Annotated in this window: 22 protein-coding genes and 3 pseudogenes; 14 read left to right on the top strand and 11 right to left on the bottom strand. The window is 47.0% G+C overall.

Features of this window, described 5'->3' with window-relative positions; genetic code table 11:
* Positions 1–33: 33 nt before the first annotated feature.
* Positions 34–381 (top strand): hypothetical protein, encoded by a 348-nt coding sequence (locus DRI82_RS09915; RefSeq protein ID WP_157968041.1) that lies wholly within the window; start codon positions 34–36, stop codon positions 379–381.
* 370 nt (positions 382–751) lie between these two features.
* Positions 752–913, top strand: a complete 162-nt coding sequence (locus DRI82_RS23830; protein ID WP_157968042.1) for a hypothetical protein — start codon at positions 752–754, stop codon at positions 911–913.
* Positions 914–1,379: 466 nt separating this feature from the next.
* Here DRI82_RS23830 and DRI82_RS09920 read toward each other — a convergent pair whose 3' ends face one another.
* Positions 1,380–2,630, bottom strand: coding sequence for a HEPN domain-containing protein (locus DRI82_RS09920; protein ID WP_114193326.1), 1,251 nt, complete (start codon positions 2,628–2,630; stop codon positions 1,380–1,382).
* A gap of 325 nt (positions 2,631–2,955) precedes the next feature.
* On the opposite strand from DRI82_RS09920, the gene DRI82_RS09925 reads away from it, so the two are divergent.
* The 6 genes and pseudogenes from DRI82_RS09925 to DRI82_RS09950 form a co-directional block, all read left to right on the top strand.
* The gene (locus tag DRI82_RS09925) at positions 2,956–3,762 is read left to right on the top strand and encodes a tyrosine-type recombinase/integrase (protein ID WP_245956808.1); all 807 of its coding nucleotides are present in this window, start codon (positions 2,956–2,958) and stop codon (positions 3,760–3,762) included.
* Positions 3,720–3,922, top strand: a pseudogene (locus tag DRI82_RS24025) (ISNCY family transposase); the annotation flags it as partial. The gene DRI82_RS09925 and the pseudogene DRI82_RS24025, both read left to right, overlap by 43 nt.
* A gap of 190 nt (positions 3,923–4,112) precedes the next feature.
* A complete protein-coding gene (locus tag DRI82_RS09935) occupies positions 4,113–4,301 on the top strand; it encodes a hypothetical protein (protein ID WP_114193327.1) in 189 nt (62 codons plus the stop codon).
* A 31-nt stretch (positions 4,302–4,332) separates the two neighbouring features.
* Positions 4,333–5,439, top strand: coding sequence for a TIR domain-containing protein (locus tag DRI82_RS09940; RefSeq protein ID WP_114193328.1), 1,107 nt, complete (start codon positions 4,333–4,335; stop codon positions 5,437–5,439).
* Positions 5,440–5,458: 19 nt separating this feature from the next.
* Positions 5,459–5,755 carry a hypothetical protein gene (locus tag DRI82_RS09945; protein ID WP_114193329.1) on the top strand — a complete coding sequence of 99 codons (297 nt, stop codon included), beginning with the start codon at positions 5,459–5,461 and terminating at the stop codon, positions 5,753–5,755.
* A gap of 330 nt (positions 5,756–6,085) precedes the next feature.
* Positions 6,086–6,643 (top strand): annotated as a pseudogene (locus DRI82_RS09950) (IS6 family transposase); the annotation flags it as partial.
* 124 nt (positions 6,644–6,767) lie between these two features.
* On the opposite strand, the gene DRI82_RS23835 reads toward DRI82_RS09950, so the two are convergent.
* Complete coding sequence (locus DRI82_RS23835) at positions 6,768–6,944, bottom strand: hypothetical protein (RefSeq protein ID WP_157968043.1); 177 nt, start codon at positions 6,942–6,944, stop codon at positions 6,768–6,770.
* Between the two features lie 190 nt (positions 6,945–7,134).
* Between DRI82_RS23835 and DRI82_RS09955 the strand changes: the two genes are divergently transcribed.
* The 3 genes and pseudogenes from DRI82_RS09955 to DRI82_RS24745 all read left to right on the top strand — a co-directional run bounded on the left by DRI82_RS09955 (position 7,135) and on the right by DRI82_RS24745 (position 9,178).
* A complete protein-coding gene (locus DRI82_RS09955; RefSeq protein ID WP_157968044.1) occupies positions 7,135–7,698 on the top strand; it encodes a hypothetical protein in 564 nt (187 codons plus the stop codon).
* A 342-nt stretch (positions 7,699–8,040) separates the two neighbouring features.
* Positions 8,041–8,613, top strand: a pseudogene (locus DRI82_RS24740) (HD domain-containing phosphohydrolase); the annotation flags it as partial.
* Positions 8,614–8,935: 322 nt separating this feature from the next.
* Positions 8,936–9,178: a hypothetical protein gene (locus DRI82_RS24745; protein WP_157968047.1), complete on the top strand. Its 243-nt coding sequence runs from the start codon at positions 8,936–8,938 to the stop codon at positions 9,176–9,178.
* 12 nt (positions 9,179–9,190) lie between these two features.
* On the opposite strand, the gene btsR is transcribed toward DRI82_RS24745, so the two are convergent.
* The 3 genes from btsR to DRI82_RS09980 all read right to left on the bottom strand — a co-directional run bounded on the left by btsR (position 9,191) and on the right by DRI82_RS09980 (position 12,626).
* Positions 9,191–9,916 carry a two-component system response regulator BtsR gene (gene btsR, locus DRI82_RS09970; RefSeq protein ID WP_114193334.1) on the bottom strand — a complete coding sequence of 242 codons (726 nt, stop codon included), beginning with the start codon at positions 9,914–9,916 and terminating at the stop codon, positions 9,191–9,193.
* Positions 9,910–11,601 carry a sensor histidine kinase gene (locus DRI82_RS09975; RefSeq protein ID WP_114193335.1) on the bottom strand — a complete coding sequence of 564 codons (1,692 nt, stop codon included), beginning with the start codon at positions 11,599–11,601 and terminating at the stop codon, positions 9,910–9,912. The genes btsR and DRI82_RS09975 overlap by 7 nt, the downstream gene beginning before the upstream one ends.
* Positions 11,602–11,756: 155 nt before the next feature.
* Positions 11,757–12,626 (bottom strand): helix-turn-helix domain-containing protein, encoded by an 870-nt coding sequence (locus DRI82_RS09980; RefSeq protein ID WP_114193336.1) that lies wholly within the window; start codon positions 12,624–12,626, stop codon positions 11,757–11,759.
* 581 nt (positions 12,627–13,207) lie between these two features.
* On the opposite strand from DRI82_RS09980, the gene DRI82_RS09985 reads away from it, so the two are divergent.
* A complete protein-coding gene (locus tag DRI82_RS09985) occupies positions 13,208–13,639 on the top strand; it encodes a GNAT family N-acetyltransferase (protein ID WP_114193337.1) in 432 nt (143 codons plus the stop codon).
* A gap of 38 nt (positions 13,640–13,677) precedes the next feature.
* Here DRI82_RS09985 and DRI82_RS09990 read toward each other — a convergent pair whose 3' ends face one another.
* The 4 genes from DRI82_RS09990 to DRI82_RS10005 form a co-directional block, all read right to left on the bottom strand.
* The gene (locus DRI82_RS09990) at positions 13,678–14,934 is read right to left on the bottom strand and encodes a cytochrome c (protein ID WP_114193338.1); all 1,257 of its coding nucleotides are present in this window, start codon (positions 14,932–14,934) and stop codon (positions 13,678–13,680) included.
* A 1-nt stretch (position 14,935) separates the two neighbouring features.
* Positions 14,936–16,540, bottom strand: coding sequence for a GMC family oxidoreductase (locus DRI82_RS09995; protein ID WP_114193339.1), 1,605 nt, complete (start codon positions 16,538–16,540; stop codon positions 14,936–14,938).
* Positions 16,541–16,557: 17 nt separating this feature from the next.
* Positions 16,558–17,067 carry a sugar dehydrogenase complex small subunit gene (locus DRI82_RS10000; RefSeq protein WP_114193340.1) on the bottom strand — a complete coding sequence of 170 codons (510 nt, stop codon included), beginning with the start codon at positions 17,065–17,067 and terminating at the stop codon, positions 16,558–16,560.
* A 396-nt stretch (positions 17,068–17,463) separates the two neighbouring features.
* Positions 17,464–18,234 carry a DUF3750 domain-containing protein gene (locus DRI82_RS10005; RefSeq protein ID WP_114193341.1) on the bottom strand — a complete coding sequence of 257 codons (771 nt, stop codon included), beginning with the start codon at positions 18,232–18,234 and terminating at the stop codon, positions 17,464–17,466.
* A 264-nt stretch (positions 18,235–18,498) separates the two neighbouring features.
* Here DRI82_RS10005 and DRI82_RS10010 point away from each other — a divergent pair, with 264 nt between their 5' ends.
* On the top strand, positions 18,499–18,735 hold the full coding sequence (locus DRI82_RS10010) for a helix-turn-helix domain-containing protein (protein WP_114193342.1): 237 nt from the start codon (positions 18,499–18,501) through the stop codon (positions 18,733–18,735).
* Between the two features lie 70 nt (positions 18,736–18,805).
* On the opposite strand, the gene DRI82_RS10015 is transcribed toward DRI82_RS10010, so the two are convergent.
* Positions 18,806–20,149, bottom strand: coding sequence for a Fic family protein (locus DRI82_RS10015; RefSeq protein ID WP_245956809.1), 1,344 nt, complete (start codon positions 20,147–20,149; stop codon positions 18,806–18,808).
* A 560-nt stretch (positions 20,150–20,709) separates the two neighbouring features.
* Here DRI82_RS10015 and DRI82_RS10020 point away from each other — a divergent pair.
* Positions 20,710–21,024: a hypothetical protein gene (locus DRI82_RS10020; protein WP_114193344.1), complete on the top strand. Its 315-nt coding sequence runs from the start codon at positions 20,710–20,712 to the stop codon at positions 21,022–21,024.
* A 53-nt stretch (positions 21,025–21,077) separates the two neighbouring features.
* On the opposite strand, the gene guaA is transcribed toward DRI82_RS10020, so the two are convergent.
* The gene (guaA, locus tag DRI82_RS10025; RefSeq protein ID WP_114193345.1) at positions 21,078–22,655 is read right to left on the bottom strand and encodes a glutamine-hydrolyzing GMP synthase; all 1,578 of its coding nucleotides are present in this window, start codon (positions 22,653–22,655) and stop codon (positions 21,078–21,080) included.
* Positions 22,656–22,755 lie beyond the last annotated feature (100 nt).

Genomic DNA, 22,755 nt, shown 5'->3' on the forward strand with positions numbered 1-22,755 from the left:
ATCCATACTGTTGCTAAGGCTTTACTGGAATTCATGTCTGGAAAGGTGCAACCTTGGAAACTCGACGAAAAGAAATCATTCATTAACTACTGCCATGATTTAAGCTATGTTTTTGATGATTTAGACGGGTTTGCGAATGACCCTCAATTCCCGCATAAAGGCGAATTATATTCGGGAGGGTTTGATTTATACACATCAATCTATAATGTGGCCAATATCATCGCCAGTCATTGCCGTAATATTCCTGAGTTATGCAATAGGGAAATTACTCTAGAATTAGACGAGACTTACGATGAAGCAAATAATATTGTTAAATATAACCTCACAGTTCCTTTAGGGGTCCGACCCCTGCTGACAACGAAGGGATTTATCTTTCTTTAGGTTTAGAAGCCGCAGCTCATGAGGTGGTTCACGCCAGGCTGCACACTTCCTTTCACAGATTGGGATTTACCCGAAAAGTACCCAATACTTTTCTGTACCGCCTAACTTACTCAGGTGGCACCGGTCTCCTCATTTTGGGGGTTGTCTACAGACTCCCAGAAGCACACTAAATGCCATCAGATTGTTCATTACTTCTTTATATAATTCAAAAAACGCTGTTATCTATTGTGCATTCATAACAATTCTTGACGGTGAGAAATATATATTTATTTTTATCATCGCCATTGATAATGATTGCTTTAAAATGTAGAGTAATCACGGAATACTACATAATTGAATTTTTTAAGGTCGAAGAAAGGAGGCGGAAAAAATGGTTGAAATAATGGTAACTATTAAGTTGATAAAGGTAACGCAAAACATTCCAGCTAAAAGCAACAATGACGCCAACCAACAAGATAAATCGTCATACGATGATCTTGCCCATCTTGGGTTTGTTGCAATTGCAAATGAAAGGGAGAGATATCGAGAATAACTGCGTGCGACGCCCAATGCCCCTTACTTGGTGGGGCAGAACGAGTGACTCATTTTTAATGAATAATCAAGGTGATCCTGATCCTGATAATGTCTACTACAAGCAGAGGTTTAATTTACAACACACTCCGGATGTGTTAACAATAGTTCACTTTTACAGCCAGGAGTTCTCTCAGGTTAGATATAACGGCCTCCCCCTCTCCTTTTTATACCATCAAGCAAGATAAGGAAGGACAATACATCGCCGAAGGCAACAACAGAAATGGAACAGAAAATTTCTTACAGCTCTACATGAAAATAAAAAACTCACGTGATTATCATATTGTAAGGACACATCCTTCCCATCCTGAATTCGATGAAGATGTTGATGTAATAATCTTTCGTGTAAGGTAAAGAGTATTCGCTGGGAACAGACAGTAAAACCCAAATTTCGTTTTGGGGCTTTTACTGTGGACTTAACTTAAAGGTCACTTATCGACTCCTACCTGTAAATCTATCAAAAACCGCAATTCCTTCTGAATGATAGTATTGAGATAGGTTAAAGCCGTAAATGATAATTTCTGGTCAGAAAATGTCAGTTGATTTGTCGATCCATGCACAATCTCTGACCTTAAAGTGTAGATTTTCTTAAACGTCGCTTTAATCTGACGTCGGTCAGCCATTCCTTTGCCTATCAGGTACGCGCATCTGTCGGCTAAGGCGCTGGTCAGGTTGCCTTCATTTTTATCCCCCTCGCCCAGTAACGCTTCTAACCCCATGCAGATTTGAATGAATGACATGGTATTGTCGGTCATAAATTTGGAGTTCATATACCAGTCAATGGCGGATTTAATGCGCTTGGCTTCAGGGGTATCATTGGCCAAAAGACTATCCGTAGATTCTACGATGGTTGTGATTGTTTCAACCCAAGCATCGAAACCGTTATTGTCTTTACTAACATTAATATTTTTTAGATCACTAAGGTATTTTGACATTGCCAGCGGTAGGGTATGGCTTTGGATTTCTTTTTGATAGTCTAGGTTAGTTATCTCAACATGAAAGACATCAATCTCATGTTTATTTATTGCGTGTCGATGTATACTGCGCCCTTGGGGAAATAACATTGGCAAATGTTGTAATATTTTTTTGGTTAGAAGGAAATAAACAAAAATATTTAATGCCAGGTAAGGTTCTTTCATAAAGGAGTCGTCACTAAATGGCGTATAATAGCCTTTTGATGTAACAGTCACCGTCGTTACATTTTTGTCATTTTGACCGGAACTTGGATCGGCTTGCCGTTCGACTGTAATGTGATCTGTGGTGACGATAGGTAATGAGATATGTTTCAGGAAAAACGTCACAGTATTATTGCCGGGTATCTGCTGGAAGTAAGTAAATATAAAGTCTGTCAACTTAGTTAAGTCACATTCTGGCAAGTCTTTGAGCAAGAGGTTTTCGGTTTGTTTCGCGTTGATGTAGTGAAAATAGTAAAAAATCGCATCGTCATAGGCGGTGAATATGATGTATAGATCAATTTTATAGCTTTTGTGCTTATTTAATTCATCTTTCAGAGATTCCAATCTCTCTATGTGTTTACCAATATCATCTGCCTTTTTATCATAACTCTCTGTGCTTTTACCAAAATTTAACTGGTCGTTTTCTATATAGGTATCAAGTAAACATGATTTTATAATATCTTTCAATTTATTGACCTTATTTGGATGCAGAGGCTCTCTCATGAATTTTTCCTTTTTCAATGCTGTATATATCCATCGTGGTATGTGCATTTTACCTGACGGCTTGCTGATTTTATCGTCGTGGCATCAAATAGCCAGCACTTCAAGTCCTTGCGTATTGTGTTCGATTGGCTTTACCCGCAGAGTGCCAACTTCTCGACTCACGCCCTGAATATCTGCTATAATCCGTTATGTCTCAGTGGCTTGCATACCGATTAGGACAGGCGATCGGGGCGTGTCGGGCGCGTTACGTCCCGATCGCCACCCCGCATTTATTGGCTTTATCCCTCCAGTACCGGAAACTCCCAAAAAATAGCCCGTTTCGAAAATGACCGATCACCGATTTATTGTGATCGACCATCGCCGCCGATTGCGTCAAAATAATCCGATCCAGTCCAGATTGCAGATTGCAGATTGCAGATTGCAGATTGCAGATTTTAAAATGTTGAGCGTTATCCCTCACGAAAACGAGCAGATTTCACGTAGCGCGATCAGCCCTCCGGTCCCGTTCTTTCATTACAGTCATGCGCTGGCATTGCGAAATATGGTGCTGGCTTCCGGCGATGCCGAATTGCCGCTCTATTTACTGGCCCCTGAAATTGCGGTGCTGCTGGCCTACTTCCCGGATCTGCGCCAACGTCTGTTCATCGAGACAATGTGGAACACTGGCGCACGCTTAAACGAAGCGTTGGCACTGACCCCGGCCTGTTTTTATCTTGATGCGGTGACGCCGTTCGTGGTGCTCAAGACCCTGAAGCAACGCACCATTGGCAAAGGCCGTCCGAAAAATGGACAGGCACTTAAACGCATTGTGCCGCTCCTGGATGCGGATTACGTGGCACGGCTGCGGGAGTATTTTGCGACGTTCAGACCGAAGAAGCATGAGCCGCTATGGGTGAACAAAAAAGGCGAGCCGGTCAGTGATGAAACCCCTAGGGGCTGGATACGGGGAGCCGTTGAACGGGCAGAGCGTGACGGGGTAACGTTGAGCTTACCGGTCATTACCCCGAAAACCTTCAGGCACTCGTTCGCGATGCTGCTACCCAACTTAATCTCAGTGAGCGTCAGGTTCAGCGGCTCATTCTCGAACGTCATAACCTCCAGATCTCAGTTGAAACGCTGCGCAACTGGATGATCGCCGATGGCCTTTGGGTGCCGCGCTTGCGCCGCAAGCCCTGGGTTAACAGCCACGCTATCAGCGGGACTGCCTCGGTGAACTTGTCCAGATTGATGGCTCTCACCATGACTGGTTCGAAGGCCGAGCCGACAAATACTGCCTTCTGGACTACGTTGAGATATAGCAATCGCCAACCTACCCCCAGACCTGCCAAAATCCGCATGCCAGAAAAAAGTCTGTTTTACTACCGGGGTGATGTCTCTCGTGCTGATGTAGTGGTATGGGTTATCATACTAAAGTTCGGGTGTCACAGAACCCCGAACCGCTTCGCGGTGCTATCAGGCAATAGTGATTACAAAGGAGAGTTTATGTCACAAGATGCAGAATGGAATGCTTTCTACGCTTATTGGGCAGGAAAAGCTGCATTATTCTTGTTCATCCCTACAGTGGTCCTTTGTTTATTAGCTAAAAATGACGTTTTAGAATGGTCACTGGTTTTCAAATCAGCACTGCTTACGGTAATTGCAATGTTAATCCGATATTTTCTTTCAAGATAAATGATGGTTTTTTAAGTAAAAGGATCGACGGATGTCAATCACACAACAGCTTCAACAAATAGCAGACCAGCTCCCGGACTATTCAAAAAAAGACTTTAGTGAGCTTGAAAAAATAGTCAACGTTGCGGATGAAATCGGTAAAGCCTGGTCAGGTTCTTGGCTAGGTTACCAGTCGCGTGTTTATTATGCTAATTTTGCATCTCCTCCTCCCGGAGCAAATTTTAGTATGCAGTTTGGACTCAGGGATATGTATACAATGGGTTCGAAAGGCGACTGGAGGGAATATAAATTTGAAGGTGTTACAGGCCTTATATATAAGGAGTCTGGTGACATAGATTTGGACGTCTATAAAAAACAAGCTGATAATGCTGCTGAAATATTCGAATCATCTAAAGGAAATGTGTTATCTGCAATATACGCCAATAAATCCAAGCTCCAATCTGATGACAAATTTCTTGATGATTTAATTTCAAAGATTGAAGGCATGAAAATCTATCGTGAGTCGGACTATGTAAAAGTTCAGATGCCAAGCGGGAAATTCCTGAGTTCAGACATGGATGCTATGTCACAGGGATTAAAAACTCCTCCTCACATAGCTGTAATCGCAAAGGTAGCTGCTTTAAGAGAGTCATTTAATAGATGCATGGAGCTGAAAAAGGAAATAATAAAATTAAGTAGCCATATCAGTAATATAGAATCAAGAGAGGTAAGGGATGACCGAATCGGCACAAATATATTCATTGGTCATGGCCGCTCTCACTTATGGCGAGAGTTGAAGGATTTCGTTAAAGATAAATTACGTCTTCCATATGACGAATTTAATCGAGTACCTGTTGCCGGAACAACTAACATAGCCCGGTTAGCTCAAATGCTTGATCAGTCATGCTTCGCATTTTTAATCATGACGGCAGAAGATGAGTTAAATGATGGCAGTATGCAGGCAAGAATGAATGTAATTCACGAGGTGGGATTATTTCAAGGCCGCCTTGGTTTTGAAAGAGCTATAGTCCTCTTAGAAGAAGGTTGTCAAGAATTTACAAACATTAATGGATTAGGCCAAATAAGATTTCCCAAAGGGAATATATCTGCAATATTTGAACAAGTAAGAGAAGTGCTGGAAAGAGAAGAGATTATTTAAAAATTAGAGGGGTTTTAGTATGTTGACTTTAAGTACAGATGTAATACCTGAAATTTATAGAATTACTAACGTTCATGGTTTTATTGAGTATACACATAGAATTGAAATTTCAAATAAAGGGCTAATTAGAAATTTCACGGAAAGAAATAGGAATGAACATCAAGAAGCCTATGAGGCTTTTGTCAGGAGTGCTGGAAATCAAGGGAATGTGATTTACGGTGTAAAGATTTCGACATCAACTGCTCAATTCAAAGAAGGAATTTACCTTTATATAACTTATTATGGAACATTAGCGACCATAGAGGAAAGAATTTGAGTTGGTTCGTACAATGACGTTATGTAAAAGAGCCACCTACGGGATCTGATTCTCGCAGGCGGCTTTTCTACATAACGTGTGGCACATTTAGCGCCCTTCAGGATCAACGTTGCTGTTAATAACACCCCGAACGCCCCAAAACGACCAATTATCTTACTGAGAATCGCCGCTCTGATGTTGCTAATTTATTAATAAAGTCAGGTGTGCTGTTTCACTTCAAAAACCAACTCAAAGACCAATTTTGAACACTTTTCTCTAAACCTAGAGATAATCGGTTCTGTCGCATTAAGGAGTTGTCAGGTAACATGCTGTTTTTTATGTTGCCTGCCCATGTCTCTGCTCCGAAACGCCTTCAGTCGCCTGCATCACCCCGTCGATGTTATCGCGCAATGTGTTCACTCGTATCTGGCTTACTCACTGAGTTTACGGAACCTGGAAGAGATGATGGCAGAGCGCGGTATTGTCGTTGACCATTCTACGCTGCACCGTTGGGTTATCCGCCTGGTGCTCTTGCTGGATAAGGTCTTTCGCCGACATAAACGCGCAGTGGGCCGTCGGTGGCGCATGGATGAAACCACCATCAAAATCAAGGGACAGTGGAAATATCTGTATCGCGCGGTGGATACTGCAGGTCAAACCATCGACTTCCTGCTGACCGCCAAACGGGATACCACAGCCACATTGCGCTTCTTTTGCAAGGCCATTCGTCATCACGGTGAACCCGAGGTGGTGACTATTGATAAAAGCGGGGCCAATACCGCTGCCATCACCGAAATCAACAAACCGAAAAGTGAAAAGGAGGCTATCACCGTCAGGCAAAGCAAGTACCTGAATAACCTGATTGAGCAGGACCACCGGAATATCAAACGGCGAACACGACCCATGCTCATCAAATTGCACACCGAGGGCGGAGGTTTGTTGTAACTGCAACGCTTGGGGCATTGTGACAATTTGACCTTGAAGGATAAACCCTAGCGAACACCGGTGCTCACAATTTATAAACGATGATATTTCACTTTATCGAAGGTGTCGGAATGGGGGTTTCTGCTAGATAGCAGTAGATCAAATCCATTTCTCTTTGAGTAAGCGTATCGGTCTCATGAAATGCTCGCCAATCCTCACCGTCCCAATGAACATTATCCCATAGATCTTTGTCATCTTTCGCCCAGTAGTAGCCTTTCTTTCTCATTTTTGATCCCTGCCGCTATAAAATTAGACTCCTTAGGTATAGATGATAAACCGATAGATCTCTATGAGAGAAAATTCTCATTTGCCTACTGCGGAGTTCGCATCGCTTGGACAATACAGAACATAAAATTTAAAAGACCAAGAACTCCGCTTTTTCAATGGCGAGGCCCATAGAAACGGTTTTACCTGACTTGAGTGGTAAGATCCGCTTTAAGATTAGACTGTTAGTACTTTTCAAAATGAATCCACTTACTTTCCTGAGTTGTGTGCAATTCGGCAGCACCTCTCCTTACGCGCAGAGAAATTCAAGTATCGGTCGAGCGCTTGCACGTAATCCTTCGTTTGCAGCTCGAATAGAGGCGACAAAGCGTATTGAGCTATGCCCAGACGGAACAGAAAAAATTATCTGGCAGTCTGAGATAGAACGCATTCACCGCATCGTTCTAAAAAATGCCAGAGGTCATGCTTTTCACGAGTACGGTGAACCGATGCAGGATGATCCTGAACAGATATGGGCAATGCCATTAGTGCTGCTGAATCCGGAACAGCGCCAATATTTCGAGGATGTCAATTCATCGATATGGCCCGAGGTCGGTAGTAGAATGATGGCGCGGATCGCTACTGGCCTTGATCTGGTTAACGGATGGATTAGCATACAAGATGGAATTTATCGCTATTCTGTATTTCAGGAGAAAGGACTAGTTGTCCGTTCAGTAATCCACAACTACCTTGCGACTGAGGTCATCTGGAGCTGAGCAGCTCCATCAGACGACAACATGCGTCAGTAATTCAAACCTAGGCTCCTATACATCCTTACTGGGTAAGTCGCTTGGAATAGAGCAAAACGTGAGGGTTAATTTGCATAAAAATCGACCTAGGTACGCAGATGGGTACATGTATTGCCGAACCCTTATGAACACTAGTTAAAGCATAATCCAGATCAATACGGGTAATATCTCAGCCAGACGGACATCCGCAGGCACCCCGAGTCAACGGCCTTCATTATTGGAGCGGACATCGCGCAGGTCAAGGCTCAATTTTCTGCCTGTCGTCTATGATTAGAGGAGTAGAAAAAATGTACCGCCAAGGCTGTTATCATGAAAAGCCATCTGATAAAACTCAAAAACCGCTATCCCCTGCATACCCAGATTGCTGCCCTTTTTACTTTGTTGATTATCTCGATCGGTAGCATCATTATTTATTTCAATCACAGCCAACTGACCAGACTGAGCGAGATCAGTACCAACTAACAATATCAAAAAACAGCCGAGGCCATTGCTGCAGAGCTTAATGCGGTCACCAGAACCATGATGATGTCGGTTAATATTCTTGTCGGTATGCCAATCACGGAAGCGTCAGACGTTGAGCAAAGAATGGCTTATGTGGGTAAGCTCATCGTAATATTGCGGCAGAATGACTACGCCAGTTCAGTTTATGTCGCTTATTCCAATGGGGATTTCTTTATTCTGCGACGCTTGACGACGGTTAATCGCACTTTATTTGAAGCACCCGAGAATGCGCAGTGGCTGGTGCAAAGCATCCGTTTTTTAGACACTGCGCCAGAAACCCGGGTTATTTTTCTTGATGGCGCGCAACAGGTTATTGCTGAAAGAAATCCGAGCTACGATAACTATGATCCCCGCACACGTAGCTGGTTTATTCTGAGTAGTCTGTTTAATGCTTAAGAACAAAACTGGTTCGGTTCTGTTGTGGGCATCAATGACCATGTCAATCAATACAGCCTGGTGATTGCCACACCCGCCGCCTATCTTACTGCTGTCGCCATTTACACCCACGGCTATCCGCTGGAATGAGCAAAATATTCCCCTATCAGATATATCCTCACTGCCCGCAGATCAAAATGACCCCAGCCATTTTTGGCAGATACTGAAAGGCAACACGGTTGCAGGAGTATTTGATAAAAACAATATCCCGACCCAACTGCATGACTTATTTCAATCTGATCTTCCGCTGCATTATGTCGCCGTCCCCATGCAGACCTATGATAATCAGCTTCTGGGTTTCTTGTTATTACTCCACCCTTACGAACAAAGTGCCGAGCCCGAGGGTGAAAAAATACAGTTGATTAAGGCATTGGTCGGTACGTTGTCTGTTGCCATAGAAACCCAATATCTGCTGCAAGAACAGAAGAACCTGATGAACTCTTTCATCAAACTGATTGCTGGCGCGATAGATCGCCTTATAGACCCGGTAAAATGTTATCAGAGGCGCTGAATATCAGTCCCACTATCCTTTCAAACCCAGCATCTCCTTGAGCGACTTGAGATACCGCCGGCTCACAGGCACAGACTGTCCATTGCTGAGTTCGATCTCTGCCTGGCCACTCTCTTCAAGCCGAATCTCGCGTAGATGCGCCATGTTGATCAGAAATTGACGGTGGCAACGCACCAGCGGCGTTCTGCTCTCCAACGTTTTCAACGTCAGTTCAGTAAAACACTCCATACCATCCGCTCGCGTGACGTAAACGCCACTCAAACGCGAACTGGCAAACATGACATCATCGGTACTCAATAAATAGATACGACTGTGTCCGGTGCAAGGAACATATTTCAGGACTGCCTCTTTTTCTTTCAATGAGGCAATATTCTGCTCAGGACGATTATCGTGGAGGCGGCGCAGCGTTTTAGCCAAACGTTGGGACTCAATGGGTTTGAGCAGATAATCGAAAGCATTCTCTTCAAATGCCTTGATCGCATACTCATCAAACGCCGTAAGGAAAACGATATAGGGCATTTGTTCTGGATCAAGCATCCCGAGCATTTCGAGACCGGTGATACGTGGCATCTGAATATCCAGGAAAATGACATCGGGATGCAGGCGATGAACGGCACCGATGGCCTCTACCGCGTTGGCGCATTCGCCGAGGATTGAGACGTGCGGATCCTGTTCGAGTAAACACCGCAGATTTTCACGCGCCAGCGGTTCATCATCGACGATTAAAACAGTTAACATGGCTCTCTCCCCATAAGCGGCAGGCAGAGGATAATACGTGTAAATTCATTAGGTTGAAATTCCACATCAATCCCATATTCATCGCCGTATCTAATGCGTATACGCTTGTCGACCAGATTCATGCCCAATCCGGAACCGCCTGGGGCCATACGGTAAAGACCCGCATTATCCTCCACGCTCAGGTACAACTTGTCGTTATACTGCTCTGCGCGCAGAGTGATGACCCCCTTGCCCAGCAAATGGGATGTGCCATGCTTTATGGCATTTTCCACGATGGGTTGCAGTGAAAAAGCAGGTAATCGCACCGCAAGAAGCACATCGGGTAAGTCGAAATGGATTTGCAAGCGATCGTGAAAACGCGCCTTCTCTATTTGCAGATAGGCATCGACATGCTCTATTTCGTCCGCCAGCGTGACTTCCTCTTCCGGTCGTTTCAGATTTTTTCTGAAAAAAGTCGAAAGGGATTGCACCAATTGCCCGGCATGTTCGCTATCACGGCGAATCACGGCCACCAATGTGTTAAGAGCATTAAAAAGGAAGTGCGGATTGACCTGGGCATGCAGCAATTTGATTTCTGACTGCGTCAGCAATTGCTGTTGTCGCTCATATTGCCCGGCAAGGATTTGTGCGGAAAGCAGGCTCGCTATACCTTCACCGAACGTGCGATTAATCGAGCTGAATAACCGATTTTTGGCCTCATACAATTTTATCGTACCGATGACAGTCTGATTTTCCCCGCGCAACGGAATAACCAGGGTCGATCCCAATTTACAACCGCGATGCAGTGAACACTGATAGGGAACTTCATTGCCATCGGCATACACCACCTCATTATTGTCGATGGCCCGCCGGGAGTGCCGAGATGAAATTGCCGTGCCGGGAAGGTGGTGATCATCACCTAATCCAATGAAAGCCAAGAGTTTTTCGCGATCGGTAATGGCGACAGCGCCGATATCCAGCTCCTGATAAATAACTTGCGCCACCCGCATGCTATTTTCCTGATTAAAACCTTGCCGCAAAAAACCTTCGGTACACACCGCGATTTTCAAAGCTCGCGCTGAAAAAGCTGACGTGTATTTTTCAAACATCGCGCGGCGATCCAGAAGAATGCGCATAAACATGGCAGCACCGATACTGTTCGTCACAATCATCGGCGCGGCAATACTTTTAACCAGATGCAATGCCTCCTGAAAGGGACGCGCGACGAGCAGTATGATACCCATCTGCAGTATTTCAGCCACCAGCGTAACGCCTGCGACAGTAAAAGGATTGAGCAAACGATCTATGCGCCCGCGTTTTATCAGCATGCGGTGCACCAGTCCCCCAAGTAACCCCTCTACTACCGTGGATATCATGCAGCTCAGTGCCGTCATGCCACCGAGGGAATAACGATGCAAACCGCCAGTTAACCCCACCAGCATTCCCACCACCGGGCCACCTAATAACCCGCCCAATACGGCACCAATTGCACGGGTATTGGCAATAGAGTCTTGAATATGTAACCCAAAGTAAGTACCCATAATACAGAATATAGAAAATATGAGATAACAAAGCAGTTTGTGCGGTAAACGCACAGTTACTTGCATTAGGGGTATAAATAGCGGTGTTTTACTCAATAAATAGGCGATCACCAGATATACACACATCTGCTGCAACAACAAAAGAATCAGATTAAACTCATACATAAACTGCGACTCGGCTTTCGAAGACGCCCGACACTATCCTGGAGCCATCGGGCATGATTGCGTTAAAATAACGCAAAGTGGGAGAGGTATCTTTGACACAACTCACTAATTAATTTATTAAATTACGTATTACTGAGTAAGAAGGAGTCTTAGCATTAAGTGTGTCGTAATTGAAGGATCTTGTTTTCATTTTTATTGGATAGTATGTGTGCCAACGTCTTCATGAACTTCTCATTTTTTTTATTATCGGTAACGTACAGATAATCTGCTATTACTGCGCCATCAATTTTTTCCTTCAAATATTTTTCGTCTGGGAATTGATCCCAGCATTTTGATGTGATAATGGCCATTGTTCCTTCCCTTTCCATAGACCGAATTATTTCGTCTGCTTTGTATTCAAACAATATTTCTGCGGCAGAATAACTGCCTTGCCTCCCCTGCTGAGAAAGTAACTCATTAAAAAATACTGTATTCTCAGTAACGTTTTGAAGACAACGTACAATTATATCTGTACCAGGCTCTGTTGCCGCCTTAGGTTTTTTGGTCACTGCAATCAATTCTGTACTGGGTCGCTCATAGCAGAGCACTTTTCCAGGCCGCACGAGTTTCTCTGTTGAGAGCAATATAGAGTTATCATTAAAATCAATAACATCATTCAGTGCTTCGGTAAATTTGATGTTGTAAGAAGAGAGCGACATAACGACCGAATTCTTAAGAAAAGTTGGATAACCCTCATCAAAAACGACCTCTATTTTAACTTTATCCGTGATGAATTCACCCTCAACACTGAGCATTTTCTGATAGATCGGATAAAGTTTATCATACAATTTAACCCCTAATGCTGTGAGCTTTACTGCATTCCTGTCGCGGTAAAACAGTTCTCCACCCATGTCCTGCTCCAGACTGGCTATGATTTTTCCTAGTGGGGAGCGAGTAATGAATAGTCGCTCTGCCGCATCAGACATATTGCGACTTTCAGCTAATTTAATGAAATATTTCATTTTTTTAGACAAGAAGATTCCCATTTTAACTCCCTTTTTGTTAATACATAGTCTACAGAGACTGTCTCAAGTCCTACTTTGTTGGCGGTCTTTTTTTGATCCCGATCAGGTGCAAAAAAGGACCATCATTAAAGCGTGACATTAACAATGAACTTATGATAATAAAATTTTTAAAGAGAGCGCATGTAGTTGGAATACATCTACAACACTTATGATTATATTGAATTTCCTGCCCTAAGCGGAAAAAAAGTCTTTATCTATTTGTACAAAGCCCACCTAAATCTTGTTTTATCAAAAAAAACATAATCGTTTATTGAGTGAATTAGGATTATTCTCATTAAACACCCGATTTCTTAATAAAACAGACAAAAAAGGCGACATTTTCACACCCTTTGTAACTATATCTATATACGTAACGTAAACGAAAGCTTACAGTGATTATTATTGTATTTTTTCCATCCAAAAATATAAACCCCATAAAAACTACTGAAAGACACTTACTACTTATAACCGCATGGTCATAAAGTCCTCTTTATTTTACGGTCAATAGCGAACTATACTCATGGCATAAGGATGAAAAACCTGCATTGATACTGGAGAATTAGATGGTGGTAAGGAAATATACTGAAAGCGATCGTCCATTTTTACGTACTTTATTTTTGGCATCCCGCAAGGCCATGTGGACTTGGCTCGATGCAAGAGAGTGGCGACTGGAAGACTTTGACCGTGTGACGAGGGGTGAAACAGTATTGGTTGCTGAGAGTGCGGGGAAGATCCTGGGGTTTGCGTCAATTTTTACCCAGGAAAATTTTCTGCACAGCCTGTTTGTCGATCCTGACGCTCAGGGACAAGGTGTGGGTAGTGCGCTATTGCGTGCCACCGAGGCGACGTTTACCTCAACGGGATCGTTGAAATGCCTGAGTCGTAACCAGCACGCACTCGCGTTCTACAAAAAACACGGCTGGGAAGTAGTCACTGAAGATCAGGGCGTTGAAGGCGACTACTGCCTGATGCATCTTGCCAGAACCAAAAAATAAGGGCGCACTTGGCGCCCTCCAAAGGCTTCAACGAGGGATTATTTCTCGCGCAACTCTTTTACGTCATTGACCTTGACGTTGAGCGACTTCTGACCAAATTGTTGCAGAAGATAGTTACTCAGAGTGGCAATCTGTTCGTCGCTCAATGTGTCTGCAAAACCTGGCATAAATACATCACCCTCGTTGGTTCTGCGCGATACACCGTGCAGGATGACGTTAATCATGTTGTTGGGTGCAGTCGCGCCGACCACGCTGTTTTTGATCAAAGACGGATAATAACCATCTGCAGTTCCCCCACCGCTGAAACTGTGGCAGGTGGCACAATTCCCGAGGTACAGACGTGCGCCATCAGCCGTGTTGTCCGCTTTGAAAGGCAGACCGCGGATAGCGTCAACGCTTGCCGTGGCCTGCCCGAAATCGGAACGGCTTTTGGTTTCATTATCTGGGTTAAGTGGTTTGAGACTTTGCAGATATTTTGCCATTGCGCGTAAATCGGCGTCCGTCAGGTGCCGCGTGCTGTTTTCGATCACTTCTGCCATCGGACCTGCCGCTTGCGCTTTGCCGTTGATATGACCCGAGCGCAGATACTCGACAATCTGATCCTGGCTCCAACTGCCGATACCAGCATGTTTATCCGAGGTGATATTGAACGCCGTCCAGCCATCAATCTCGCTACCCGCATAAGGTTTACTGTCTTTCATACCCATCGTGATGTTACGTGGCGTATGGCATTCACCGCAGTGTCCTAACGCTTCAACATAATAGGCACCGCGATTCCATTCAGCGTCTTTCGCCGGGTCCGGCTCAAAGCGCTTGCCTTCAAAGTTCACCAGATTCCAGAACCACATTCCCCAGCGTTGATTAAACGGGAACGGCATGTCGTTTTCGCGGTTCGGTTGATGCACGGTCGGCAAACTGAAGATATAGGCTTTAATCGCCCTGATATCATCGTCATTCAACAGGGTGTAGGAAGTATAGGGAAAAGCGGGATACAGATGCTCGCCCTCTTTACCCTTGCCTTCATGCAGCGCACGAATAAATTCTTCGTCTGTCCAATTGCCAATGCCCGTCTCTTTATCGGCAGTAATATTGGGTGAATAGAGGGTTCCCATCGGCGTTTTGAATGCCAATCCACCTGCAAAAGGTTTGCCCTGTTTGGTGGTGTGACACGCCACGCAATCGGCGGCTTGCGTCAGGTATTCACCGCGCTTGATGAGATCGGTACCCTCTTGCGCCTGTGCCGCGATGCTACACAGACTTAACGCCGAAAGCAGGCTCAGTGTCAATTTGTTCATTTTACACCTCCGCCTTCAACGTGTCGGCAATACGCAATGCCAGTGCCGCAATGGTTAACGTACAGTTGACCGATCCCACCGTAGGCATCACGCCGCTGCTGGCGATAAACAGATTGTGGTGATCGTGGGTCCGGCAATCGCCATCCACCACGGAATCTTTAGGATCGCTGCCCATGATGGTGGTTCCGGTGATGTGATTGTTGTTGGCGAAATCGTTATAGAATTTGATTTCGCTGCCGCCCATCAGTTTTGCCGCATCCGCATAAACTTCCTGGGTATGCTTCGCGCTCTTGAGCACGTACTCATCCATGGCATAGTAAAATTCTGGTTTGGGGATCCCCAAGGCATCTTTCTCGGTTTTACTCGGTACGATGCGGTTCTCAACGTGAGGCAGGATTTCATGAAAACTGTCAAAACGGACATAACGCGCAGCACGATCGCGGATTTGCGCGTCCAGTTGTGGCCCAAGCTGTAAATCACCCTGCTTGAGAAGATTGATCGTCACTTCATCAGTGCGCGACAAATTGGAGAGATGGATTTTCTTGGCGGCATACTCTGAGCGGAATGCCCCGTCACGGAACCCAACCATCGACGTCATCTCCTGCGGACCGCGCCCTGGCCACAATGCTTCGCTGGCGTAGAAACTGACAGCGGTGCCGGGGTGATCCATCAGGTTGCGCCCGACCATATCGGAGCTATTGCCGACACCATTGGGATTTTTGTCATTCGTCGACATCAGCATGAGTTTCGGGATCTCAATGCCGTTCGCCGCCAGCACGAAATATTTGCCCTCCGCGCGATGCTCGTTACCCTCGGCATCCTTGAAGAGCGCCGCAGTAATCTGCTGTTTGTCATTGACTTCGAGTTTATAGACCACGGCCTGCGGTCGTAACACTGCGCCCGCTTTCTCGGCTTTTTCTACGTGTGTAATACCGTTGTACATCGCACCAATCGGGCAGATCGGCATACAGTTATTGTTACCGCAGCAGGTCGGACGATCGTCATAAGGGCGGCTGTTGCGTGCGACCGGTTCAGTCACCACGTAGTAGCCATTCTGATTCAACACACTTTTAATGCGCTGCTCGTTCCAGGACAGCGGCAGAGGTGCCATCGGATAGGGTTTGCTGCGCGGCGATCCGAGTTCTTCATCGCCGGGCCCCCACACGCCCAACTCCTCTTCTGCACGCTGGTACCAGGTTTCCAGTTGATCGTAGCCGATCGGCCAGTCGCGCCCTACGCCATATTGGCTTTTGAGTTTGAAATCATTGGGTAGAAAGCGCCATGCCGATGCCGCCCAGTGCCAGGTCGTTCCTCCCACGGCGCGGATGTACTGGACATCGTAAGGATGCTTTCCTTTTTGAATCAGATAGTTGTTCGGCGGATTAAATTCAGGGTGCGGTGCATACTCGGTCGAGGGGTACGGTTTCATATTGTCTGATTTATCAGACTGATTACGGAAATTCTCGACGATTTCCCAACGCGATAGACGCGGACCCGCTTCGAGGATCAATACGGATTTACCGGCCAGTGCCAATTGATGCGCGACCAAACCACCGGCAACGCCGGATCCTACAACCACAACGTCGGCTGTCAGTGTGTCTGCCATGATTTTTTTCTCCAGAATTAAAGCGCGACGTCCGGGCGGGAAGCCCAGTATCCGGGACGGTTCGGACAATAAGAGCGAATGACCAATACGTCAGACACGGCATCAAACATCAGCGCTTTTTCATAGCTGACCACGCCGGCGTCGGCACCCTCACCGACTTTTCCGAGATACCAGCTTTGCAGAATCTGGCGGGCAATATCCTGTTGTGCCTGTGGCCAGGAAGCCGGAGCACCGGCGGGCAGGGGTTGCAGTGCCGCGAGTTGTTGCATGAAATTGGCTTCTCTTTTGACCAGCAGGGCGAACAGGCGCTCACCAATTTGTGGATTGAGATAGCGCTTACCGGTTAAGCCACGGGACACCAGCAGGAATTTTTCCAGATCGGCGGCGGAAGAGGAATTTTCGGCGGCAAAGGCTTTCAGCGGGATAGGACTCATCAGGCTGCTGACCAATCCGACGCCGAGATAGCCAAGCAGACGACGTCGCGATACTCCGCTGACCCGGGGTACCGAAGGGGGGATAACTAACATTGCTTTTCTCCATCAAGAGCAAAACTGGCGCATGATGTTGACTCACGCAAAGGTCACAAACTCAACCTTTTGCGCCACGAGTTACGACGGACACGGGTTCGACGAAATAGTGCTCGCCTGAAACGTTTTTTGCACACCAGCAATGATGTGTCTTATTTGCGCCAGTATGTTTATTTTTTAGCGGCGCCTGTTAAACGTTTGGTCAACATGTAAAGAAGCGTCAAGGTTATACATGACAAAAGGGAGGGGCAAGTAAAAAGTGATTTGAATCACATTTTTAGACACATGCAATCAACTGGCAAAATAGGTTGTAGTGAGGAGATAGAAAGTGAGGAGATGGAAAATGCGTAGCGGATCATCGCGGAAACGCCCTTTCCTCCCCTCAACAGAAGAAGATCAGTTTTCGTTTTTTATTTTGTCATAGCCCAGTCGGCCAATAAACGGCAGACGCAGGGCCGGAGGATTAACATCGACGCCAATATTCATCCCCAGAACATTGGCCTCAATTCCCTCCTCTACACCCACAGTTACAGCGAGAACGCCCAGCAGGGATACCTGCAAGCCCCGGCCAGACGGCGGTAAACCCACCGGACGCGTTATTGGCCGGTAATCTTTACCGATGGCATTCGCGGGCAGATCCAGTTTGAGTTTTGGCACTTCCCGACCAATATGCGCGATAAACGTATTACTGTTTGGCCCCGGCCAGGCGTGATAGGTATGCGGCCAGGGATAACTTTTAATCGCCGCTTCAATTTGCGGGATCATGGCTTCAGCCTCTGCGCCACGGTGTTCCACCAAGAGCTTTGGCTTCGAGCCAAACCAGAATCCATCGGGATTTGTATAATTGCGGCGTACCACATCATTGCTGCCCCAACTGACCACTTCGTAACGACGGTATTGGGTTTCCCCCGCCTTCTTGAAAATGATCCAGGGATGGATCGCCACCAGACCGCGCCAGCCGTAGGTGTGTGCGGCATAAACCTGGATGATGGCGATATTTCGAATCTTGGCGGGATTTGGCGCAATACCGGCAGAATCGCGCCGCGCCGTCGACCAGCTCTGTCCACTCAAGGCTTCCCCATTTCGCGTTGACTGCGCCCAACTCTGCCAAAATGACAAAAGCAGTACACAAAGAAAAGCAAGACTCAACACTTTGAGGTACGTCATGCGCTAGGTAATCCACTAAAAAGAAAGAAAAAGGAATGGAGATCAATGACCCAATTTTTCCCATAAAGAGTTGGTCAAAATCTATCCGGCCAGTTTACAGGGAATTGATGGGTGGGGTAAGTGGCTGTTTATCGTTTGAGCACATTCTCTTTTTTCTACCCAAATTTTTCAGCCAATGTGACTCATAGTCCGTGGTCTGACACGTTAACTTTACCCATAATTTCGGCATGGCAGAATTTATCCCAGGCAAAGGAGAATTTGGTTATGTCGGCGGAACAGGAAACAAGAGCAGACTGGCATCAGGCTGATATTATTGCCGGTTTAAGGAAGCGGGGAACAACACTGGCGGCCACCTCACGAAAAGCAGGGCTGGCGTCATCAACGTTGGCAAATACCCTGACGCGACACTGGCCAAAAGGGGAAAGGCTGATCGCTGAGGAGTTAGGCGTTCACCCTGCTGAGATATGGCCTTCGCGTTATCTACAGCATGAAAATCACTAGAAAAAACAGCACGCTGAATACGAATTCATCTCGCTTTACGGCGGGTTTGGAGGCGTGTTCGGCGGGGGTCTCAAGACCTGACAGGCTTGCCGTCACTCCCCTCAAAAGCAGACTGCACGGCTTCCACAACTCGCCGCGCCGTGAGTTCATCTTCCAGACGCGGATACTCTGCCTTAAGCTTGCCAGACACGCGCCAGCCGTTTTCCTTGATTGAACGAATGATCCGGTTCGCATCCTGACTTGGCATCTCAATGACTTCCTTGATGCGCTCTTGCGCGAGCTGGAAAGTTGCCAATACTCTCGCCTCGGCCACCATCTGATGGCGGATCGTATGTTCAATCACCCGCGCGGTATACAGCACATGCTCCGTCAGATCCGGATAGCGCCAAGCGAAACTTGCATCATCGTAGTCATCGAAAACGAAATTACTGCGGGTGCCATCCTCACAGGTCACCACTTCACCGAAGCGGTAAGCCGTGGCATAGCGCCGCATGAAGGGACGCGAAAATACCTCGAGCGTGCGATCATAGCCCGCCCTGAATTCTGTGGAGCTGGTAATGGTGGCCGACACCGGCAAAATAACGCCGTCAGGCACCGCCTTGTCTCGCACCAGAATGTCATTGATCAGGAAACGGTGGATACGGCCATTGCCGTCTCTCATCGGATGGATGTAGACAAAGGCGAAAGCCAATGCCGCAGCGCGTGCCACCGGTTCGGCACCTCGTGTTGCAATCTCAAAGGCTTTGAGACCTTCCAGCATTTGCTCCACCGCTTCATAGTGAGGTGCAATATAATGAACGATATTTTCGCGCATAGTTGCCTGCCCCACGAATACAGGCGAGCGCCGCAAGCCCAACCCCATGGCGTCGCGCCCCAAAATACCCGCCTGCAAAGTGTGTAAACTTTCGCTACTCAGTGGGTCTTCGATATGACCGCAGTATTGGGCGATGACGTGCGCAAAACGCTGGATGCGGTCGGATTGATCGGCCTCCTTTTCGATTAGAAAGCTCGCGCGAGACTCCTTGAACGTCAGCCAACTGGCCGTGCGCATCAGCACATCGGTGCCAAACTCTCTACCTAGTTCAGCCAGCGCCGCGGCTGGATCGAAGCGCAGAACGTCCTGAACCGCCGCAGTACGGCGAATAATAGGACAGAAGTCAGCGGTCCCCGGCAAATTATTGTTGATACGCCAGCGTCGTTCGCGCAGCGGCTCAACCCGAGTCAGGTAATCTTTACTGGAAATAGCATCAATATATTTGCCGTTGGTCAAGTCGGGCACGCTTAACCGCTGCCCCGTCAACCACTCGTACAGGAAACCTGCACGGCGCGCGTATTGACCAAAAGGCTCGCGTTGACACCACGTTTCAACAGGCTCAGGCCCAACAGCGGCAAACAGGCGAGCAAAGAACTCCATATGGAACTCTTCATATTTAAGCCCGAACTCGAAATGCCCGGCGAAATCATCCGCTGGTCTATAGCTGGCCGGGTAATGGTTTTCTAAGCGCCCTCCCTCCTCGCGGTGGACACGCACTGAACCCAGCATCGACTCGACGCGCAGCGGTTGTGCCAGCGAGATGCCGTAAAGACGCTCTAGTACCTTGAAGCCAACCAGCATATGACACGAATCCTTTATCTGAACCGCTAAAACGATACTGAAATCGTAAAACCACTCGAAAACGATACCATGGGAGAATTTAAAACGCTATCGGTGCAACGATTTTGATACCAAAATGGGTTTTTTACGCGAAAACGATACTAGGTAGTCAGTTGGTTTCTGCATTGAAAAGATCTGTATTTAAGGATGAGGGAATACTCGGTCGTATGGTGAGCTCACCTTCAGGATGCAAAAAGGATTTTAAAATGTCTGTACCGATTATTCATAAGCTGACTTTGACCTACTCCGCGATCACACCTCACTAATACCGATAATTAAATTAAAAACATACGGGGAAATTGAAGTTATGGGGAAGATGAATGCATCGTGCATTGCTATTTAAGTGCTTGGGGATAGCAATAAGAATAGCGCTATTTATTGGAATCTTTTATCTGCTGACACCCATAAATGCCACTCTGGCGCATTATGATTATATGCTGACCGATACAGTTGTAGATTTCTATCGTTTTAAGATGGGGTTCGACTTCGGGGATCATTGGGACATGGAGGAACTGACCTTTTTCGTGTTTGCAACAACAGCAGTATCAATAATAGCAGTGGTTTCCATAGCCGTTCTTGAAGCCGCTTTCAGTTTTCTGATGAGTAAAATCAAAAAAAAAAGCCCCGAGAAGTAGAGGCTTTATGCGGATAACTGATTAAAAATGATTAGTAGCTGAACAGCTAAAACTCACTCCCACTCAATCGTAGCAGGCGGTTTACCGGAAATGTCGTAAACCACGCGGGAAATGCCGTCGACTTCGTTGATGATGCGGTTGGACACGCGGCCGAGGAAATCATAAGGCAGGTGCGCCCAATGCGCCGTCATGAAATCAATGGTTTCTACCGCACGCAGGGAAACAACCCAGTCGTACTTGCGGCCATCGCCCATCACGCCGACCGAACGAACCGGCAGGAAGACGGTGAATGCCTGGCTGACCTTGTTGTACAGATCGGCTTTGTGCAGCTCTTCAATGAAGATGGCGTCGGCGCGGCGCAGCAAATCACAGTACTCTTTCTTCACTTCGCCAAGAACGCGCACGCCCAGACCTGGACCTGGGAAGGGGTGGCGATAAAGCATGTCGTAAGGCAAGCCCAGCTCAAGGCCGATTTTGCGCACTTCATCTTTGAACAGCTCTTTCAGCGGTTCAACCAGACCCAGTTTCATCTCTTTCGGCAAGCCACCCACGTTGTGATGCGACTTGATCACATGCGCTTTACCGGTAGCGGAAGCCGCGGATTCGATGACGTCAGGGTAAATCGTACCCTGAGCCAGCCACTTCACTTCTTCCTGCTTGCAGGCTTCTTCATCAAAGACTTCAACAAAGACGCGACCGATGGTTTTACGTTTGGCTTCAGGTTCGTCAATGCCTTTCAGGGCAGAGAGGAAGCGCTCTTCAGCGGCGACGTGAACAATATTCAGACCAAAATGATCGCCGAACATTTCCAGCACCTGATCGGCTTCATGCAGGCGCAGCAGGCCGTTATCCACGAATACGCAAGTCAGGCGTTCGCCAATGGCGCGATGCAGCAGCATGGCGGTCACGGAAGAATCGACACCGCCAGACAGCCCCAGAATCACCCGATCGTCGCCGATCTGGATGCGCAGGCGTTCAACCGCATCTTCGATGATCTTGGCTGGCGTCCACAACGCTTCACATTGACAAATATCGATCACGAAACGCTCAAGCAAACGCAGTCCCTGACGGGTATGCGTCACTTCCGGGTGGAACTGCACGCCATAGAATTTTTTCTCTTCGTTCGCCATGATGGCAAACGGACAGGTCTCGGTGCTGGCGACGGTGACGAAATCAGACGGAATGGCGGTAACTTTGTCGCCATGGCTCATCCAAACGTCCAACAGCGGTTTGCCGATCGGGCTGATAGAATCTTCGATGCCGCGAATCAACGCGCTGTCCTTGACAACCTCGACCTGCGCATAACCAAACTCACGCTCGGTTGAGCCCTGAACGTGGCCGCCCAACTGCATCGCCATGGTCTGCATGCCGTAGCAAACGCCAAAGACCGGAACACCGGCTTCGAAGACGTAATCCGGCGCACGCGGACTGTCCTGCTCGGTGGTACTTTCCGGGCCGCCAGAGAGGATGATGCCGTTCGGATTGAAGTCACGAATCTGCGCTTCAGTGACGTCCCATGCCCACAGTTCACAGTAGACACCGAGTTCACGCACGCGGCGTGCAACCAGTTGGGTGTATTGGGAACCGAAATCAAGGATCAGGATGCGGTGCTTATGAATATTTTCGCTCATGAGGGGCGTTTTCCAGAAAGCAATAAAATAGAAAAAACAAAAAATTATCAAAAATTACCGTGGCACTGCCCGTGTAAGGGGAAAAGCCCACTGCATATCT

The sequence above is a fragment of the Edaphovirga cremea genome (assembly GCF_003332275.1).
Classification (GTDB): domain Bacteria; phylum Pseudomonadota; class Gammaproteobacteria; order Enterobacterales; family Enterobacteriaceae; genus Edaphovirga; species Edaphovirga cremea.

Coding starts and splice junctions, on each gene's coding strand:
- DRI82_RS09975 (WP_114193335.1), bottom strand. CDS start 11,601: ATGTATGAGTTTAATCTGATTCTTTTGTTGTTGCAGCAGATGTGTGTA.
- DRI82_RS09985 (WP_114193337.1), top strand. CDS start 13,208: ATGGTGGTAAGGAAATATACTGAAAGCGATCGTCCATTTTTACGTACT.
- DRI82_RS10010 (WP_114193342.1), top strand. CDS start 18,499: ATGTCGGCGGAACAGGAAACAAGAGCAGACTGGCATCAGGCTGATATT.
- DRI82_RS10015 (WP_245956809.1), bottom strand. CDS start 20,149: ATGGAGTTCTTTGCTCGCCTGTTTGCCGCTGTTGGGCCTGAGCCTGTT.
- btsR (WP_114193334.1), bottom strand. CDS start 9,916: ATGTTAACTGTTTTAATCGTCGATGATGAACCGCTGGCGCGTGAAAAT.
- DRI82_RS23830 (WP_157968042.1), top strand. CDS start 752: ATGGTTGAAATAATGGTAACTATTAAGTTGATAAAGGTAACGCAAAAC.
- DRI82_RS09920 (WP_114193326.1), bottom strand. CDS start 2,630: ATGAGAGAGCCTCTGCATCCAAATAAGGTCAATAAATTGAAAGATATT.
- DRI82_RS24745 (WP_157968047.1), top strand. CDS start 8,936: ATGCAGACCTATGATAATCAGCTTCTGGGTTTCTTGTTATTACTCCAC.
- DRI82_RS09995 (WP_114193339.1), bottom strand. CDS start 16,540: ATGGCAGACACACTGACAGCCGACGTTGTGGTTGTAGGATCCGGCGTT.
- DRI82_RS10000 (WP_114193340.1), bottom strand. CDS start 17,067: ATGTTAGTTATCCCCCCTTCGGTACCCCGGGTCAGCGGAGTATCGCGA.
- DRI82_RS09935 (WP_114193327.1), top strand. CDS start 4,113: ATGTCACAAGATGCAGAATGGAATGCTTTCTACGCTTATTGGGCAGGA.
- DRI82_RS10020 (WP_114193344.1), top strand. CDS start 20,710: ATGCATCGTGCATTGCTATTTAAGTGCTTGGGGATAGCAATAAGAATA.
- DRI82_RS09980 (WP_114193336.1), bottom strand. CDS start 12,626: ATGGGAATCTTCTTGTCTAAAAAAATGAAATATTTCATTAAATTAGCT.
- guaA (WP_114193345.1), bottom strand. CDS start 22,655: ATGAGCGAAAATATTCATAAGCACCGCATCCTGATCCTTGATTTCGGT.
- DRI82_RS23835 (WP_157968043.1), bottom strand. CDS start 6,944: ATGAGAAAGAAAGGCTACTACTGGGCGAAAGATGACAAAGATCTATGG.
- DRI82_RS09940 (WP_114193328.1), top strand. CDS start 4,333: ATGTCAATCACACAACAGCTTCAACAAATAGCAGACCAGCTCCCGGAC.
- DRI82_RS09925 (WP_245956808.1), top strand. CDS start 2,956: ATGACCGATCACCGATTTATTGTGATCGACCATCGCCGCCGATTGCGT.
- DRI82_RS09990 (WP_114193338.1), bottom strand. CDS start 14,934: ATGAACAAATTGACACTGAGCCTGCTTTCGGCGTTAAGTCTGTGTAGC.
- DRI82_RS09915 (WP_157968041.1), top strand. CDS start 34: ATGTCTGGAAAGGTGCAACCTTGGAAACTCGACGAAAAGAAATCATTC.
- DRI82_RS10005 (WP_114193341.1), bottom strand. CDS start 18,234: ATGACGTACCTCAAAGTGTTGAGTCTTGCTTTTCTTTGTGTACTGCTT.
- DRI82_RS09945 (WP_114193329.1), top strand. CDS start 5,459: ATGTTGACTTTAAGTACAGATGTAATACCTGAAATTTATAGAATTACT.